A 16,886-nucleotide genomic window follows, 5' to 3' on the forward strand; every position below is an offset into this window, starting at 1 on the left:
GGGTTCACGGCCCCTGCGGGGCCGATCGCGGCACAAGGCCGCTCTCACAGGTCATTGCCATGCCATCAACAGGTATCAGACGCCCTGCGGGATTTCCTCACCGCCCAACGCCTCGAACAGCGCGGGCAGGTAATCGGCGAAGGTCAGCATCATCAGCAGGAAGCTGGCATCCAGCTGGCCCAGCGCGTCATCGCCGCCATCCTCATCAGCCTGGTCCTGCAGCAGCTCCTCGAACTTCAGGCGCTTGATGACCATCTTGTCGTCGAGCACGAACGACAGCTTGTCCTGCCAGGCCAGCGACAGCTGGGTGACCACCTTGCCGGTGCCCAGGTGCAGCTGGATCTCGTCGCTGGTCAGGTCCTGGCGCTTGCAGCGCACGATGCCGCCGTCTTCGTGGGTGTCGCGCAGCTCGCATTCGTCCAGCACGTGGAAGTCTGGCGCGGCCTTTTGCGACTTGACCCAGTCGGTCATGGTCGCGCTCGGCGCGATCTTCACCGACACCGGGCGCACCGGCAGCGAGCCCAGCACTTCACGCAGGGTGGAGAGCAGGTCCTCGGCGCGCTTGGCGCTGGCCGAGTTCACCAGGATCAGGCCCTGGCGGGGCGCGATGGCCGCGAACACCATCGAGCGGCGGATGAAGGCACGCGGCAGGAAGGCCTGGATGATCTCGTCCTTGATCTGGTCGCGTTCCTTCTTGTAGACCTTGCGCATCTGCTCGGACTCGATCTCGTCGATCTTCTCCTTGACGGCGTCGCGCACCACGCTTCCAGGCAGGATGCGTTCTTCTTTACGTGCGGCGATCAGCAGGTAGTCACCGCTGACATGGACCAGGGGTGCATCTTCGCCCTTGCCGAACGGCGCGACGAAACCGTAGGTGGTCAACTCCTGGCTGGCGCAGGGACGGGCCGGCTTGGAGGCCAGGGCGGTTTCCAGGGCTTCGGCGTCGAATGCAACGTCCTGGGTCAGGCGGTAGGTCAGCAGGTTTTTGAACCACATGGGGTGAAACTCTCCTTAATGCATAAGGAGGGCATTATTCTCCGTGCGGCTGTTTCAGGCCAGAGCTGTAGGTCTTTGAAAGGCTTCAAAAAATAATTTAAAAAAGTGCTTGCCAGGGTGGTACGTCCTCCGTAGAATGCGCGCCACACCGAGACGAAGGGTGATTAGCTCAGCCGGGAGAGCATCTGCCTTACAAGCAGAGGGTCGGCGGTTCGATCCCGTCATCACCCACCACTTCTCAGTGTATAGCGCAGCGGTAGTTCAGTCGGTTAGAATACCGGCCTGTCACGCCGGGGGTCGCGGGTTCGAGTCCCGTCCGCTGCGCCATATTCCAGCTTCAGGGCCTACTGAACTCCCTGAAGCCACAAAGAAAGCGACCTTAGGGTCGCTTTTTTTGTTTCTGCTGTTCTATGTTTTGAAGCCGCTGCACTTCCTGCACTTCCTGCAGTTCCTGTGGGAGATTCTATGGTGCATGACAACCCCTGTGGGAGCTGGCTTGTCCAGCGATCGGCGGCGAAGCCGTCGTGAAACCTGCACACACACTGTGTCATGCAAACCGCGGTGGCAGGGTGTTACAGCCCCTGCAGGCCCGATCGCAGGCGGTTCGGCCCTCCAGCCTGCCAGCGAAGAGCCCGTCCCCGCCACACCTGCTATGGCAGCTGCTCTTCCCCCCGCAACGTCAGCACCTCATAACCGTCTTCCGTCACCGCCACCGTATGTTCCCACTGCGCGGACAAGCTGCGATCGCGGGTGATCACCGTCCAGCCGTCGCGCAAGGTACGTGTGCCGCGTCCACCCTGGTTGATCATCGGCTCGATGGTGAACACCATCCCAGGCTTCAGCTTGAGACCACTGCCCCGTTGCCCGAAGTGCAGCACTTCCGGGCCTTCATGCATCTGCCGGCCAATCCCGTGCCCGCAGTACTCGCGCACCACGCTGTACCCGGCGGCCTCGGCATGGGTCTGGATGGCATGGCCGATGTCGCCGAGGCTGGCGCCGGGGCGCACCTGCTCGATGCCTTTCCACAGCGCGGCGTAGGTGACATCGACCAGGCGCCGGGCCTGATCTTCGATCGCGCCGATGCAGTACATCTTCGAGGAGTCGGCGATATAGCCCCCTTGCTCAAGGGTAATGTCGACATTGATGATCGACCCCTCGGCCAAAACCTCGTCCGCGTTCGGCATGCCATGGCAGACCACATGGTCGACCGAGGTGTTGAGGGAATAAGGAAAGCCGTACTGGCCCTTGCTGGCCGGACGCGCCTTGAGGGTCTCGACGATGAAGGCTTCGGCGCGGTCATTGATCTGCATCGTGGTGACACCGGCGCGGATGAACGTGTCGAGGTCGGCGAAGACCTGGGCCAGCAGTTGTCCCGCACGGCGCATCAGGGCGAGTTGGGCGGCGTCCTTGAGAATGACTTGGCTCACTGGATCAGTTCCTTGAGGCTGGGGTGTTCGCGGCGCAGCAGCTGGCGCAGCAGTTCCTGGTAATTGGCCTGGGGGTGAAGCTCGGCAAGCATGCCGATGCGAATCCAGAATTCGGCCTGTGCATTGATCGAGCGCGACAGCGCGCCGCTGGCGATACGCAGGTCTTCATGAAGGTCGTCGGCGATCTTGACGATGCCCATGGGGTGCTCCTGAATATATGAAACGTATCTGAATCATATATTCGATCATCCCCCGAGTGCTACGCCTTGGTGCATCCATCACCGCTTTAGTGCGAACACCCCGATCGCTTTAGGAGCTGGCTTGTCCTGCGATCGGTCCCCCAGGGGCCGCAAAAGCTGCAATTTCATTCATCCAGGCACACCGCGATTGCAGATTTTACGGCCCCTGCGGGCCCGATCGCAGGACAAGCCAGCTCCCACAGGGTGTTGTCATGTGCCATGGAATCTCCCATACCGATCGGGTGCCATGGGAAAACTGGGTGGCTGGCCTGACTTTTGCTGAAGCCTTGCCATCAGGGCCGTCAACGCAGATGGCCCACCGTTCACGACAAAGGCGCCGTGTTGCCCCGCTTGCTTGCGCAAGCCGGGGCAGCCGGCGCCTTTGTCGTTCGTGCAGGCAGGAGATCGGCCGATGAGCAGCAGCCAGGTGCGCAGCGTTTGCCCGTATTGCGGGGTAGGGTGCGGCATTGTCATGACCGTGCAAGACCAGAAAGTCAGCAAGATCAGCGGCGACAAGCAGCACCCGAGCAACTTCGGCCGCCTGTGCACCAAGGGCCTGACCGCGCACCTGCCGCTGACCGCCGCCGGCCGCATGCAGCACGCGTTCGTGCGCCAGCAGCGCCAGCAAGACCCCGCCCAGACCGGCATGGACAACGCGATCGAGCAGGCCGCCACCCGCCTGCGCGCGATCATCGACACCCACGGCCCCGACGCAGTGGCGCTGTATGTCTCCGGCCAGATGTCGCTCGAGGCGCAATACCTGGCCAACAAGCTGGCCAAGGGCTACATCGGCACCCGGCATATCGAGTCCAACTCCCGCCTGTGCATGGCCAGCGCCGGCAGCGGCTACAAACTGTCGCTGGGCGCCGACGGACCGCCCGGCAGCTACCAGGACTTCGAGCACGCCGAGGTATTCCTGGTGATCGGCGCGAACATGGCCGACTGTCATCCGATCCTCTTCCTGCGCCTGCTCGACCGGGTCAAGGCCGGCGCCCGGCTGATCGTCGTCGATCCCCGGCGCACGGCCACGGCGGAAAAGGCCGACCTGTTCCTGCAGGTTCGCCCGGGTAGCGACCTGGCGCTGCTCAACGGCCTGTTACATCTGCTGCACCAGAACGGCCATACCGACGCCGACTTCATCGCCCGCCACACCGAAGGCTGGGAAACGATGCCCGAGTTCCTGGCCGACTATACCCCCGCGCGCGTGGCCGAACTCACAGGCCTTGGCGAAGCCGACATCCGCCAGGCCGCCGCCTGGATCGGCGAGTCCAGGGACTGGATGAGCTGCTGGACCATGGGCCTGAACCAGAGCATCCACGGCACCTGGCACAGCAACGCGCTGTGCAACCTGCACCTGGCCACCGGCGCGATCTGCCGCCCAGGCAGCGGCCCGTTTTCCCTCACCGGCCAGCCCAATGCCATGGGCGGCCGGGAAATGGGCTACATGGGCCCCGGTCTGCCAGGGCAGCGCTCGGCGCTGGTGGACGGTGACCGCGTCTTCGTCGAGCAGCAATGGCGGCTCGCCCCCGGTAGCCTGCGCAAGGAGGGCGGGGAGGGCACGGTGGCGTTGTTCCAGCAGATGGCCGAGGGGCAGGTCAAAGCCTGCTGGATCATCTGCAGCAATCCGGTGGCCAGCGTCGCCAACCGCCAGCAGGTGATCGACGGACTGCGGCAGGCCGAGCTGGTGATCACCCAGGACGCTTTCCTCGACACCGAGACCAACCGCTACGCCGACATCCTCTTGCCCGCCGCGCTGTGGGCCGAAGGCGAGGGGGTGATGATCAACAGCGAGCGCAACCTTACCCTGATGCCACGCGCCGTGCCCGCGCCGGGCGAAAGCCTGCCCGACTGGCAGATCATCGCCCGCGTCGCCTGCGCCATGGGCTATGCCGAGGCGTTCAGCTACGCCGACGCGCAGGCGGTGTTCGACGAAATCCGCCGGTTTCACAACCCGGCCACCGGCTACGACCTGCGCGGGATCGACTACGCCGGCCTGCGCCAACAGCCGCGCCAGTGGCCCTGCGCGCCGGGCCGCGAGGACGACCGCAGCCCTCTGCGCTACCGCAACGACGGCATCAGCCAGACCCTGCTGGAGCATGACGGCCAGCGCCCCGCGCTGGCCTTCCCGACCCCCACTGGCCGCGCGCGCTTCTTCGCCCGGCCTTGGCTGCCGCCGGCCGAGCTGCCCGACGACGACTTCCCGCTGGTGCTCAATACCGGTCGCGTGCAGCACCAGTGGCATACCTTGACCAAGACCGGCAAGGTGCCCTCGCTGAACAAGCTCGACCCCGGCCCCTTCGTCGAGATCCACCCCGAGGACGCCGCCCGCCTGGGCATCGCCGACAAGGACCAGGTGGCGATCCGCTCGCGCCGCGGCCAGGCAGTGCTGCCCGCCAGGGTGAGCCCGCGGGTGTTGCCCGGCAACTGCTTCGCGCCGTTTCACTGGAACGATGTCTACGGCGAGCAGCTGGCGATCAATGCCGTCACCTGCGACGCCGTCGACCCGCTGTCGCTGCAACCGGCCTTCAAGCACTGCGCCGTGGCCCTTAGCCGGGTCAGCGGCGAGCGCATAGACACCCTCGAACTTCCCCCTGAACCTCTGTCGGAGCCTGCCACCATGCCGACCGCCATCCTGTCCCGGCTGCTGGGCCTGGACACACTGCCCGTACCCCAGCTTGCCGCCGCCGAACAGAAGTACCTGCAAGGCTTCCTGCTCGGCCTGGGGCAGGCCGACGCGCGTGGCAAGGGCGTGCCGAGCCTGCCCGCCAGCGCACCCCTGGCGCCGGGCAGCCGCCTGTTCGTCGATGGCCTGCTGGCTGGCCTGCTGGCCCAGCCTCAGGTGCTCGAGCCGCTCCCCGTGCAGGCGCCGCACCGCATCCTCTGGGCCTCCCAGACTGGCAACGGCGAGGCGTTGGCCGAACGCTGCGCGCAACGGCTGCGCGAGGCGGGCCTGGCAGTGGAACTCAGCTGCATGGAGGCGATCAGCCCGCGCCAGTTGCAAGGCGCGGCGAGCGTGCTGCTGATCACCAGCACCTTCGGCGACGGCGACGCCCCCGACAGCGGCGCGGCGTTCTGGCAGGCGTTGCAAGGCGAGGAGGCCAGCCATTGCACCGACCTGCCGTATGCGGTGCTGGCCCTGGGCGATTCCAGCTACGATCAGTTCTGCGGCTTTGGCCGGCGCCTCGACCAGCGCCTTGCCGAGCTGGGCGGCCAGCGCCTGTTGCAACGGGTGGAATGCGAACCGGACTTTGATGAAGCCTTCGCCCAGTGGCTGGACGCGCTGGTGCCAGCGCTTGGCCAGGCGTCGGCGCCGCTTGCCGAGGCACCACTGCCCGCAGCCGCGGCCTACAGCAAGCATCAGCCATGGCACGCGCCTTTGCTGGAAAACCGCCTGCTCAACGCCCCCGGCGCCAGCAAGGAAACCCGCCAGCTGGTGTTCGACCTGACCGGCAGCGACTTTACCTACGAAGCCGGCGACGCCCTCGGCGTCTGGCCACGCAATTGTCCGGCCCTGGTGCAGGAGCTGCTGGGCCTGATGCAGCTCGACGGCCAGGCGCCGGTCGAGCTCAAGGACCTGCCGGCCATGCCTTTGGCCACGGCGCTCGAGGCGCATCTGGAGATTGCCCGGGTCACCGTCCAGCAGCTCGAGGTGTTCGGCGAGCATCCCGAAGCCCACGACCTGCGCCGGCTGTTGCTGCCCGAGCACAAGGCTGAACTGAAGTCCTGGCTCTGGGGACGTCAGTTGGCCGATGTGCTGCGCGAGTTCCCGCAGGCGCTGCCGCTCGCCAGATGGCTCGAGCTGCTCAAGCCCCTGCAGCCACGGCTCTATTCGATCAGCTCCAGCCCCAAGGCACATCCAGGGCAGGTGCACCTTACCGTGTCGACGGTACGTTATGGCCAGCGCAAGGGGGTGTCCTCGACCTTCCTGGCCGATCGCGCCGAGGCGGTTCGCGTGGCGATCTTCGCGCAGCCGTCGAAGCATTTTCGCCTGCCCGAGGATGACAGCGCGCCGGTGATCATGGTGGGACCCGGCACCGGCGTCGCGCCGTTTCGCGGGTTTCTCGAGGAGCGCGAAGCGCGTGGGGCTGCCGGGCGTAACTGGTTGTTCTTCGGTGAACAGCGCGAGGCCTGCGACTTCTATTACCAGGAGCAATTGCAGGCCTGGCAGGCCAGCGGGCACCTGCGCCTGGACACCGCTTTCTCCCGCGATCAGGCGCAGAAGATCTACGTGCAGCAGCGCATGCTCGAGCAGGGCGCGCAGCTGTGGCAGTGGCTGGAGGAGGGGGCGTACTTCTATGTCTGTGGCGATGCCGAGCGCATGGCCAAGGACGTCGATGCCGCGCTGCGCCAGGTGGTCGCCGAGCATGGCGCGATGAGCACCGAGGCTGCCGCGGCCTACGTCGCCGAGCTCGGCAAAGCCAAGCGCTATCGCCGCGATGTGTACTGAAAAATGCCCCAAGACGGGGAGTTGTGCACCAGGATAGATCAGTCGCCACGCTGATCCAGGCGGATGCAGTACCTGTGGGAGCTGCTTGCCAGCGAACCCGGGCGAAGCCCGGGCCATACAACTGCTGTGTCAGGACTGGCCTCTTCGCTGGCAAGCCAGCTCCCACAGGTACCTCCCACAGCCACAATCCCTACCACCGAAAACCCAACCTGGCACGCTCCCTGCTTTATCCATCCCACAACGGCCCCGCCGGTCAACGTCGATCGACACCCGGGCCCATAACATGATGAACACCAGGCAAAGGCGCCTGGAGCTTCGGCTCCAGGCGTTTTTTTTTGCACCCGTGATTGAGGACCGCCCCATGAACGCAATCGCCAAAGGCCTGCAGCGCCAGAAACTGATCATCGTCGGCAACGGCATGGTCGGCCACCACTGCGTCGAACAACTGATCGAACGCGGCGCCCTGGCGCGCTTCGAGTTGCATGTCTTCGGCGAGGAACGCCAGCGTGCCTACGACCGTGTGCACCTGTCCGAGTACTTCGGCGGCAGCGACGCCGAGGCCCTGGCCCTGTGCGAGCCCGGCTTCTACGCCGCCAACGGCGTGCACCTGCACCTAGGCGAGGCGGTGCTTGAAATCGACCGCGAACGCCGCGAAGTCGTCACCCCCCAAGGCCGCTACGCCTATGACCAGCTGATCCTGGCCACCGGTTCCTACCCGTTCGTGCCGCCGATCGAAGGCTCCAGCGGCAACGCGCGTCTGGTCTACCGCACCCTCGACGATCTCGATGGCATCCGCGCCGCGGCAAGCGATGCCCGCCGCGGCGTGGTGGTCGGCGGTGGCCTGCTGGGCCTGGAGGCGGCCAACGCACTCAAGTCCCTCGGACTGGAAGCCCACGTGGTCGAGTTCGCCCCACGGCTGATGCCCGTGCAGCTGGACGGCGAGGGCGGCGCGGCGCTGCGCGCGCAGATCGAGGCGTTGGGCGTGGGCGTGCACCTGTCGCGCGCCACCCAGTCGATCAGCGCCGGTGAAGACTACCGCTACCGCATGAACTTCGACGGTGGCGAGCACCTGGAAACCGACCTGATCGTGTTCTCCGCCGGCATCCGCCCCCAGGATGCCCTCGGCCGCAGTAGCGGCCTTGAGATCGCCGCCCGTGGCGGCGTGGTGATCGACGGCGACTGCCGCACCAGCGACGGGCACATCTTCGCCATCGGCGAATGCGCCTCCTGGAACGGCAGCGTGTTCGGCCTGGTCGCGCCCGGCTACAGCATGGCCCGCAACCTGGCTGCCTTGTTGATGGGCGAGACGGCCACCGCCTTCACCGGCGCCGACATGTCGACCAAACTCAAGCTGCTCGGCGTCGACGTCGGTTCCATCGGCGATGCCCACGGCGCCACGCCGGGTTCGCGCAGCTACCGCTTCATCGACGAAGCCAACGCTTCCTATCGCCGCCTGGTGGTCGATGCCAGCGGCAAGCGCGTGCTCGGCGCCGTGCTGGTCGGCGACAACAGCTACTACGACACCCTGCTGCAGTACGCCCAGAACGGCATCAAGCTGCCGGCCGATCCCGCCGCGCTGATCCTGCCCCAGGGCGGCGGCGCCCCGGCCCTCGGCGCCGACGCGCTGCCCGACAGCGCCACCATCTGCTCGTGCCACAACGTCAGCAAGGGCGCGATCTGCGCCGCCATCGACAGCGGCTGCTCGGACCTTGCCGCGGTCAAGGGCTGCACCAAGGCCGCCAGCGGCTGCGGCGGCTGCGCGGCCCTGCTCAAGCAGGTCTTCGAGCACGAACTGACCGCCCGTGGCGTCACCGTCGACAAGAGCCTGTGCGAGCACTTTGCCTACACCCGCCAGGAGCTTTACGCCCTGGTACGTGTCGAAGGCATCCAGACCTTCGCCGAACTGCTGGGCCGCCACGGCAAGGGCCACGTCGGCTGCGACATCTGCAAGCCTACCGTGGGCAACATCCTCGCCTCGTGCTGGAACCAGCCGGTGATGGACCCCTCCCTGGTGCCGCTGCAGGACACCAACGACACCTTCATGGCCAACATGCAGAAAAACGGCACCTACTCGGTGGTGCCGCGCATTCCCGGTGGCGAGATCACCCCGGACAAACTCATCGTCATCGGCCAGGTCGCGAAAAAGTACGACCTCTACACCAAGATCACCGGCGGCCAGCGCATCGACCTGTTCGGCGCCCAGCTGCACGAGCTGCCGCTGATCTGGGGCGAGCTGATCGAGGCAGGCTTCGAGACCGGCCACGCCTATGGCAAGTCGACGCGCACGGTGAAGTCGTGCGTGGGCAGCACCTGGTGCCGCTTCGGCGTGCAGGACAGCGTCGCCATGGCCCTGGCCATCGAAGACCGCTACAAAGGCCTGCGCTCGCCGCACAAGCTCAAGTTTGCCGTCTCTGGCTGCACCCGCGAGTGCGCCGAGGCGCAGAGCAAGGACATCGGCGTGATCGCCACCGAAAAAGGCTGGAACCTGTATGTCTGCGGCAACGGCGGCATGCGCCCGCGCCACGCCGAGCTGTTCGCCACCGACCTGGATGATGAAAGCCTGATCCGCATCATCGACCGCGTGCTGATGTTCTACATCCGTACCGCCGACAAGCTGCAACGCACCTCGGTGTGGCGCGAGGGCCTCGAAGGCGGCCTGGACTACCTCAAGCAGGTGATCCTGGAAGACAGCCTGGGCCTGGGTGCCGAGCTCGAGGCGCAGATGCAGCTGGTGGTCGACCGCTACGAATGCGAGTGGGCCAACGCCCTGAAGGACCCCGAGAAGCTCAAGCGTTTCCGCACCTTCGTCAACGACCAGCGCGGCGACCCGGACGTGCACTTCGTGCGCGAACGTGGCCAGCGCCGGCCCGTGGCCGCAACGCCCCTGCACCTGATCGCAACCACCGAGGAGGCTGTCTGATGAACCTGTCCAATACTGCTGTAGCCCGTGAAACCGACTGGCGGCCGGTGTGCCGCCAGCAAGACCTGGTCGCCGATTCTGGTGTGGTGGTGTGGGTGGATGGGGCGCAGGTTGCGTTGTTCTATGTGCCTGGGGAGGACGAGGGGCTGTATGCCATTGATAACCGCGATCCGCGGTCTGGGGCCAATGTCATTGGCCGAGGCCTGGTTGGCAGCCTGCAAGGGGAGCTGGTGGTTGCTGCGCCGTTGTACAAGCAGCATTTCAGTTTGCGTGATGGGCGTTGTCTTGAGGATCCCGAGCAGGGGCTGCAGGTGTGGCCGGTTCGGGTGAATGGTGAGTCGGTTGAGGTGGCCGTTGGGTGAGGAGAAACGGGGCGGGTTGTGGGTGCGGGTTGGCCCGTGTTCGGGGTGAATATCCTGATTTGTCGTAGGCACTGATATCGCTTTTCGCCTTTACGGCGAGTCACTTTTGTCGTGGCAAAAGTAACCAAAACCGGGCGCCCCCCCGGCCCGGCATCGCCGGGCCCTGTGGGAGCGAGCCTTGTGCCGCGATCGAGGGCGAAGCCCTCGCCGGGGCGCAGGGCTATCGGGTTGTGCCGTGGTGGGAGGGGACACCGGCCGAATCACCATGCCCCATGAAACCTCCCATGAATCAGACCACCACCCCCTTCGGCGCGCGCCCCGCAAACACATCGACCAGACTCGCCACCACCATCTCCCCCATGCGCGTGCGGGTCTGCACGGTGGCGCTGGCGCGGTGCGGCTGCAACACAATGTCCTCACGCTCGAACAGCTCGGCCGGCACGCGCGGTTCATCCACGAACACATCAAGCGCCGCCCCGGCAATCTCTCCGGCCTGCAGCGCGCTGACCAACGCCTGCTCATCCACCAGCTTGCCGCGCGCGATATTGATCAGGTAACCCTCTGGCCCCAATGCCCGCAGAACACGGCTGTCGACCAGCGCCGTACCCTGGTCCGCCGCCGCCGCCAGAATCAGCGCATCACTGTCCGCGGCCAGTTGCTCAAGGTAAGGCTCGAAACCATACGGCACATCCACCGCCTGCAGGTCGGTATAGCGGATCGGACACCCGAAGGCCGCGGCCCGCACGGCGACAGCACGCCCGACCCGGCCCATGCCGACGATGCCGATGCGCATGCCCGACACCTGGCGCGCCAGCGGCAGGGGCACCAGCGGCGTGGCGCTGGTCGCCCATTGCCCGCTGCGCACATAACGGTCGCCCGTGCACAGTCCACGGCAGACACCGATCAGCAGGCCGATGGCCAGGTCCGCGACATCCTCGGTCAGCGCGCCGATGGTCGCCGTCACCGTGATGCCGCGATCGCGCGCGTAGGCAAGATCGACCGCGTCGGTGCCGACGCCGTTGACCGCCACCACCTGCAGCTGCGGCAGCTGGGCCATCAGCGCCTGGCTGATACCGGTATGACCGCCGGTGATCACGCCGCGGATAGCCGCGCCATGCTCGGCCACGTAGGCCGCCTTGTCGCTCTGCTCGTAGTAGCGGCGAATGACAAACAGCTCTTCCAGGCGCTCGCGGATCTCAGGGATGAGGATCGGGCTCAATTGCAGGATTTCAGGTTTCATCTAACGCTCCAGGCAGTGAAGTAGGGCGGCTCAGCCGCGGCCGACAAAGGGCATGTTGCTGGCCATCACGGTCATGTTCAGGACGTTGGCCTGCAACGGCAGGCTGGCGATGTAGCGCACCGCATCGGCCACATGGCGCACATCGACCATCGGCTCGGCGGCGATCTCGCCGTTGGCCTGGCGCACGCCACGGGTCATGCGCTCGGACAGCTCGGTCAGGGCATTGCCGATGTCCACCTGGCTGCAGACGATGTTGTAGGCGCGGCCATCGAGCGCCAGCGCCTTGGTCAGGCCGAGCACGGCGTGCTTGCTGGCGGTGTAGGGCGCGGTGAACGGGCGCGGCGTGTGCGCCGAGATCGAGCCGTTGTTGATGATCCGGCCACCCTGGGGCTGCTGCCGGCGCATCAGGCCGAACGCCGCGCGGGCACAGAGGTAGACGCCATCGACGTTGGTGGCGATGACGTTGCGCCAGTTCTCCAGCGGCAACTCGTCGATCGGCACGGCGGGCGCGTTGACCCCGGCGTTGTTGAAGATCAGGTCGAGGCGACCATGCACTTCCTCGATGCTGGCGAACAGCGCCTCGACGCTGGCCGGATCGCGCACGTCGGTGGGCACCGCCATGGCTTCATGGCCTTCGGCGCGCGCCTGCTCGGCCAGCGCCTGCAAAGGTTCCGCACGGCGCCCGGCGAGCACCAGGCTGAAGCCGTCCTGCATCAGCGCCAGGGCCACGGCGCGGCCGATGCCGCTGCCAGCGCCGGTGACCAGGGCGATTTTCTTGTTGTGTGAATCAGACATGCGTGTACTCCCGTATTCAGGCGGCGTCGTTGGCGGGTTGGCGGGCGGGGCGCGGTCCGACCTGCAGGCGCAGTTCGCCGATGCCATCGATCCCGGCGTGGATCACATCCCCCGGGTGCAGCACATCGACCCCTGGCGGACTGCCGGTCATGATCAGGTCACCCGGGCGCAGCGGTATCTGCCGGGACAGAAGGCTGATCACCTCCTGCAGCGGCCAGGTCTGGTCGGCCAGGCTGGCGCGCTGACGCTCCTCACCGTTGACCCGCAGCCACAGGGCACCCTCCAGCGGCTGCTGCAATTGCCCGGCTGGCACGATCGCAGTCATCGGCGCGGCCGCGTCGAACACCTTGGCGCCTTCCCACGGCAAGCCGTCGCGCTTGGCTTCGCGCTGCCGGTCACGGCGCGTCAGGTCGAGGCCGGCGGCATAGCCGAACACATGCTCCAGCGCCTGCTCTGGCGAAATATCAGCGCCGCCCTGGCCGATCGCGACCACCAGTTCGATTTCGTGGCAGAACTCTTCGGTGTGCGGCGCGAAGGGCAGCACGCCCACCGCCTCGACCACATTGCTGGCCGGTTTCATGAAGAACACCAGCTCGCTCGGCGCCGCGCCCGCGGACGCCGGCCAGGGGTAGTTGCGTCCCAGGCAGAACACCCGGCCAACGGGAAAGCGCAAGGTGCTGTCGTGCACCGGCAGGCTGGTGGTGGCAGGGGGATTGAAAACGTAGGTCATGCGGTAAACCTCCTGTTCGGGAAACCCAGCCTAAGCGGCGCCGCGCCTGCAAAGTTGGACGAAAGCCGCCTCGGCTTGGACAAATCCGGCTTCATGCGCGCGGCTGCAATTCGATGCGGTACAGCCGGCCCAGCAGCAGCGAGTAGGACAGGGTGCCGATCAGCGCCACCGCCCCGATGAACCAGAACGCCATGGCGAACGAGCCGCTGGCATGCACGATGGCGCCGATGACGATGGGCGTGACGATCCCGCCGATGTTCGCCGCCAGGCTGGTGATGCCCCCGGTCAGCCCGATCAGCTCCTTGGGCGCCACTTCCGACACCGCTGCCCACGACGAAGAGGCGATCCCCTGGGCGAAGAAGGCCAGGGTCAGGATGGCGATGCACAGCACGTTGGAGTCGGTGAAGTTGACCAGCACGATGGACATTCCCAGCATCGAGCCGACCACCAGCGGCAGCTTGCGGGCGAACGACAGCGAGTAGCCCTTGCGGATCAGCAGGTCGGAGACGATGCCCGCCAGCAGGATCCCGATGGTCGCGCCAATGAACGGCATCACCGCGAAGATACCGACCTTGATCAGCGTCAGCTGGCGCTCCTCGATCAGGTAGGTGGGGAACCAGGTGAGGAAGAAGTACAACGCCGAGGTGCTGGCGAACTTGCCAATGCAAATGGCCCAGACCTGGCGGTAGCGGAACAGCTCGGCCACCTGGCGCCAGTCGAAGCGGGTGCGTTGCTGGCTGCTCTTGACCAGGCCGCCGCCTTGCTCGATGTAGGCCAGTTCTTCCTTGCTGACCTTCTTGCAGTTGAGCGGGTCGCGGTAGAGGAACAGCCACACCACGCCAAACACGATGCCGACGATGCCGGTGCTGTAGAACACGTGGCGCCAGTCGTAGGTGGTCGCCAGCCACAGCAGCGCGCCGGTGAACAGCGCGGTGCCCAGGTACTGGCCGCAGACATACACGCTGCTGGCCAGTCCCCGTTCGCGGGCGGGGAACCATACAGTCACCGCGCGGCTATTGGCCGGGAAGGCCGGCGCCTCCATGGCGCCCACCGCCAGGCGCAGGCCGAACAGCGAGGCAAAACCGGTGGCCAGGCCTTGGGCCACGGTCACCGCCGACCAGCTGATCAGCGATACGCCGTAGGTGAGGCGCGAACCGAAGCGGTCAGCGATGAAACCGGCGGGCACAAGGGCCAGCGCGTAGGTCCAGGCGAAGGCGGAGAAGATCAGGCCCATCTCGACCTTGTCCAGGCCCAGGTCCTTGGCCATGAACGGCGCGGCGATCGAGATGTTCACGCGGTCGACATAGTTGATGATGGTTGCCACCAGCAGCAGCGACAACATGAACCAGCGGCGGCGGGTGGGCAGGCGCTGGGGGATGGCAGCGTCGGTGGGCACGGCAAAGGGCGCCGACGCGGTACGGGAAGTAGGCGTGCTCGACATGAGTCGACCTCGTTATTGTTGTTGGTGAGGTGTGGGGGCTGCAGTCCGTATCTAAGGTGGTCGTACAACCGCTCAAAAGCAACGCAGGTTTTAGACCGTTTTTTGTACTTTCATCCGCATGCCGCTGCACTGTCCAAAAAATCCCGAGGCCAGGGGAATGAGCATGTTTACGGCTGAAACTACTGATTTAGAGGGGTTTCAAAGAGATGCTGACGTCAGGCTTTTTGACCGGGACCCTGTGATCTGGAGTTTCGACGTCGTACAACATATTGCCAATGCTGCCCGCGCCCCTTCAGAATCGCCGAAGGCCCGCCGCGGCGGATCCCGACCCGGTCAACTGGAGCCCAGCCATGCCACCCAAGCGTGAAGTCCCGACCTATGTGATGCAGCAGCGCAGCGAGCTGATGGATTTCTACATCCGCGACCAGCGCGGCCGCGCGGCCGAGACCACCCCGCACCGGCACGAGTACTTCCAGATCCAGGTCAACCTGGGCGGCGACACCGTGCAGCACATCGGCAATGTGCAGCGCCCGTTCACCCGCCGTACCCTGGCCTTCATCCTGCCGCACCGCGTGCACGTGATCCCGCATCCCGCGCACAGCGACTTCGTGGTGATCAATTTCTCCCAGACTTTCCTGCTGCCGCATTTGCAGTGCGACCCGATGGACCTGGAAGAGGTGTCGATCCTGCAGGCGCCGGAGCTGTCGCCGTTCCGCTTCCAGGAGCACCTGGACTTCTGCCTCGACGAGGCCGATTTCCAGCCCCTCTGCCAGCTGCTCGAGCAGATGCGCGTGCTCGACGCCAACCGCCAGTTCGGCAGCCGCGAGATCCTCAAGGGCCTGCTGCTGCAGCTGATCGGCCGTGTCTGCACCCTCTACGCCGAGCCGTTGCGCCAGCTGGCGGACGGCAACGCGGCGCAGCTCAGCCGCCGCGACGCCCTGGGGCGGATGAGCGACTACCTGCGGCGCAATATCAACGACCCGGACCTGTGCCTGCACAAGGTGGCTGCGGCCACCTACCTGTCACCCACCTACCTGACCCACTGGCTGCGCAAGGAAATCGGCAAGACCTTCAGCGAGCTGGTGCTGGAGCGGCGCATGCACGCCGCGCGCAACTACCTGCTCAATGGCAGCCGCCCGGTGGGCGAGGTGGCGCGCCTGTGCGGCTTTGCCGACGAGGCCTATTTTTCGCGGCGCTTCCGGCAGATGCACGGCCTGCCGCCCGGGCAGTTTCGGCGGCAGCAGCGCGATCCCGGCGCCACCCAGGCGGCCATGCCCTAGCTCCGGCTTGCCTGCGCCAGCCGCGAGCCCGAGAATGCGGGCATCTCATGCTGACCGCCGGCCCCACGCAGACCCATGAACCTCGACACCCGCATCAAGTACCGCCACCTGCTGTGCTTTCTCGAAATCGCCCGCCAGGGCAGCCTGGCCAAGGCCGCGGACGTGCTCGCGATCAGCCAGCCGGCCATCTCCAAGACCCTCAAGGAACTCGAGGGGCTGCTCGAGACGCGCCTGTTCGAGCGCAGCCGGCAGGGCGTCGAGCTGACCCCGGCCGGCACCCGCTTCATGCGCTATGCCGGGCCCAGCGTGCAGGCCCTGCGCGATGGCGTCAGCAGCCTGCGCGGTGAAGCGCGGGCGCCGTCGCAGGTGCGCATCGGCGTGCTGTCGACGGTCGAAGGGCTGCTGATGCCCGAAGTGCTGTGCCGCCTGCATCAACGCCATGAGGCGCTGCTGATCAGCGTGGTGACCGGGGCCAGCGCGCAGCTGCTCGGGCAACTGCGCCTGGGCGAGCTGGAACTGGTGGTCGGGCGCATGACCGACAGCCCGCAGATCCAGGGGCTGTCGTTCGAGCACCTGTACAGCGAATCGATGGCGCTGGTGGTGCGCCCCGGGCACCCGCTGCTGGCCAGCACGCCGGTGGAGCGCGCACGGGTAGGGCGTTATCCGCTGGTGCTGCCGCCTCCGGGCACGACCATCCGCCAGCACGCCGACAGCCTGTTCGTGCAATGCGGCATCCCGATGCCGGCGCAGCGCCTGGAGACGCTTTCCCTGGCCCTGAGCCGGCGCTACCTGTTGGGCAGCGATGCGCTATGGGTGGCGCCGCGCGATGCCGTGCTGCTCGACCTGCGCCGCGGCGAGCTGGCCGAGCTCGACGTGGGCGGCAACGAGCCGGGCGGCTCGGTGGGTATCTGCCGCAATGCCGCCTTGCCGCAGAGCCTCCCCGCCGAGTGGATGTGCGAGGTGTTGCGCGAGGTGGCGTTGCAGTACCGCGAAGGCAGCTATCCCTGAG

General features: G+C 66.3%; 12 protein-coding genes and 2 tRNA genes. 7 read left to right on the forward strand and 7 right to left on the reverse strand.

The window, feature by feature from the left end; translation table 11 throughout:
• Nucleotides 1-75 precede the first annotated feature (75 nt).
• Nucleotides 76-996, reverse strand: coding sequence for a recombination-associated protein RdgC (rdgC, locus tag VJS90_RS12420; protein ID WP_324121950.1), 921 nt, complete (start codon nucleotides 994-996; stop codon nucleotides 76-78).
• 158 nt (nucleotides 997-1,154) lie between these two features.
• On the opposite strand from rdgC, the gene VJS90_RS12425 reads away from it, so the two are divergent.
• Both VJS90_RS12425 and VJS90_RS12430 read left to right on the forward strand, forming a co-directional pair.
• A tRNA-Val gene (locus tag VJS90_RS12425) sits at nucleotides 1,155-1,230 on the forward strand.
• 16 nt (nucleotides 1,231-1,246) lie between these two features.
• Nucleotides 1,247-1,323: transfer RNA gene (locus VJS90_RS12430), tRNA-Asp, on the forward strand.
• Nucleotides 1,324-1,646: 323 nt separating this feature from the next.
• Here the strand turns inward: VJS90_RS12430 and map are convergent.
• A complete protein-coding gene (gene map / locus VJS90_RS12435; RefSeq protein ID WP_414704937.1) occupies nucleotides 1,647-2,381 on the reverse strand; it encodes a type I methionyl aminopeptidase in 735 nt (244 codons plus the stop codon).
• Nucleotides 2,382-2,419: 38 nt separating this feature from the next.
• Entirely contained in the window at nucleotides 2,420-2,623 is a 204-nt protein-coding gene (locus VJS90_RS12440; protein ID WP_324121952.1) for a ParD-like family protein, read from the reverse strand.
• A gap of 451 nt (nucleotides 2,624-3,074) precedes the next feature.
• Between VJS90_RS12440 and VJS90_RS12445 the strand changes: the two genes are divergently transcribed.
• The 3 genes from VJS90_RS12445 (at nucleotide 3,075) to nirD (ending at nucleotide 10,391) form a co-directional block, all read left to right on the forward strand.
• Nucleotides 3,075-7,109 carry a bifunctional nitrate reductase/sulfite reductase flavoprotein subunit alpha gene (locus tag VJS90_RS12445; RefSeq protein WP_324121953.1) on the forward strand — a complete coding sequence of 1,345 codons (4,035 nt, stop codon included), beginning with the start codon at nucleotides 3,075-3,077 and terminating at the stop codon, nucleotides 7,107-7,109.
• 361 nt (nucleotides 7,110-7,470) lie between these two features.
• Nucleotides 7,471-10,029 carry a nitrite reductase large subunit NirB gene (gene nirB, locus VJS90_RS12450; protein WP_324121954.1) on the forward strand — a complete coding sequence of 853 codons (2,559 nt, stop codon included), beginning with the start codon at nucleotides 7,471-7,473 and terminating at the stop codon, nucleotides 10,027-10,029.
• Nucleotides 10,029-10,391 carry a nitrite reductase small subunit NirD gene (gene nirD / locus VJS90_RS12455; RefSeq protein ID WP_324121955.1) on the forward strand — a complete coding sequence of 121 codons (363 nt, stop codon included), beginning with the start codon at nucleotides 10,029-10,031 and terminating at the stop codon, nucleotides 10,389-10,391. Before nirB ends, nirD begins: the two co-directional genes overlap by 1 nt.
• Nucleotides 10,392-10,680: 289 nt before the next feature.
• Here nirD and VJS90_RS12460 read toward each other — a convergent pair whose 3' ends face one another.
• From VJS90_RS12460 to VJS90_RS12475, 4 genes are all read right to left on the reverse strand, one after another.
• Nucleotides 10,681-11,631, reverse strand: coding sequence for a 2-hydroxyacid dehydrogenase (locus tag VJS90_RS12460; protein ID WP_324121956.1), 951 nt, complete (start codon nucleotides 11,629-11,631; stop codon nucleotides 10,681-10,683).
• Nucleotides 11,632-11,661: 30 nt separating this feature from the next.
• On the reverse strand, nucleotides 11,662-12,426 hold the full coding sequence (locus VJS90_RS12465; RefSeq protein WP_324121957.1) for an SDR family oxidoreductase: 765 nt from the start codon (nucleotides 12,424-12,426) through the stop codon (nucleotides 11,662-11,664).
• A 16-nt stretch (nucleotides 12,427-12,442) separates the two neighbouring features.
• Nucleotides 12,443-13,156: a fumarylacetoacetate hydrolase family protein gene (locus VJS90_RS12470; RefSeq protein WP_324121958.1), complete on the reverse strand. Its 714-nt coding sequence runs from the start codon at nucleotides 13,154-13,156 to the stop codon at nucleotides 12,443-12,445.
• Between the two features lie 91 nt (nucleotides 13,157-13,247).
• Complete coding sequence (locus tag VJS90_RS12475) at nucleotides 13,248-14,597, reverse strand: MFS transporter (protein WP_324121959.1); 1,350 nt, start codon at nucleotides 14,595-14,597, stop codon at nucleotides 13,248-13,250.
• 350 nt (nucleotides 14,598-14,947) lie between these two features.
• Here VJS90_RS12475 and VJS90_RS12480 point away from each other — a divergent pair, with 350 nt between their 5' ends.
• Both VJS90_RS12480 and pcaQ read left to right on the forward strand, forming a co-directional pair.
• Complete coding sequence (locus VJS90_RS12480) at nucleotides 14,948-15,877, forward strand: AraC family transcriptional regulator (protein WP_324121960.1); 930 nt, start codon at nucleotides 14,948-14,950, stop codon at nucleotides 15,875-15,877.
• A 75-nt stretch (nucleotides 15,878-15,952) separates the two neighbouring features.
• On the forward strand, nucleotides 15,953-16,885 hold the full coding sequence (gene pcaQ / locus VJS90_RS12485; RefSeq protein WP_324121961.1) for a pca operon transcription factor PcaQ: 933 nt from the start codon (nucleotides 15,953-15,955) through the stop codon (nucleotides 16,883-16,885).
• The last annotated feature ends 1 nt before the right edge of the window (nucleotide 16,886 follow it).

The sequence above is a fragment of the Pseudomonas sp. genome (assembly GCF_035277045.1).
Lineage (GTDB): Bacteria > Pseudomonadota > Gammaproteobacteria > Pseudomonadales > Pseudomonadaceae > Aquipseudomonas.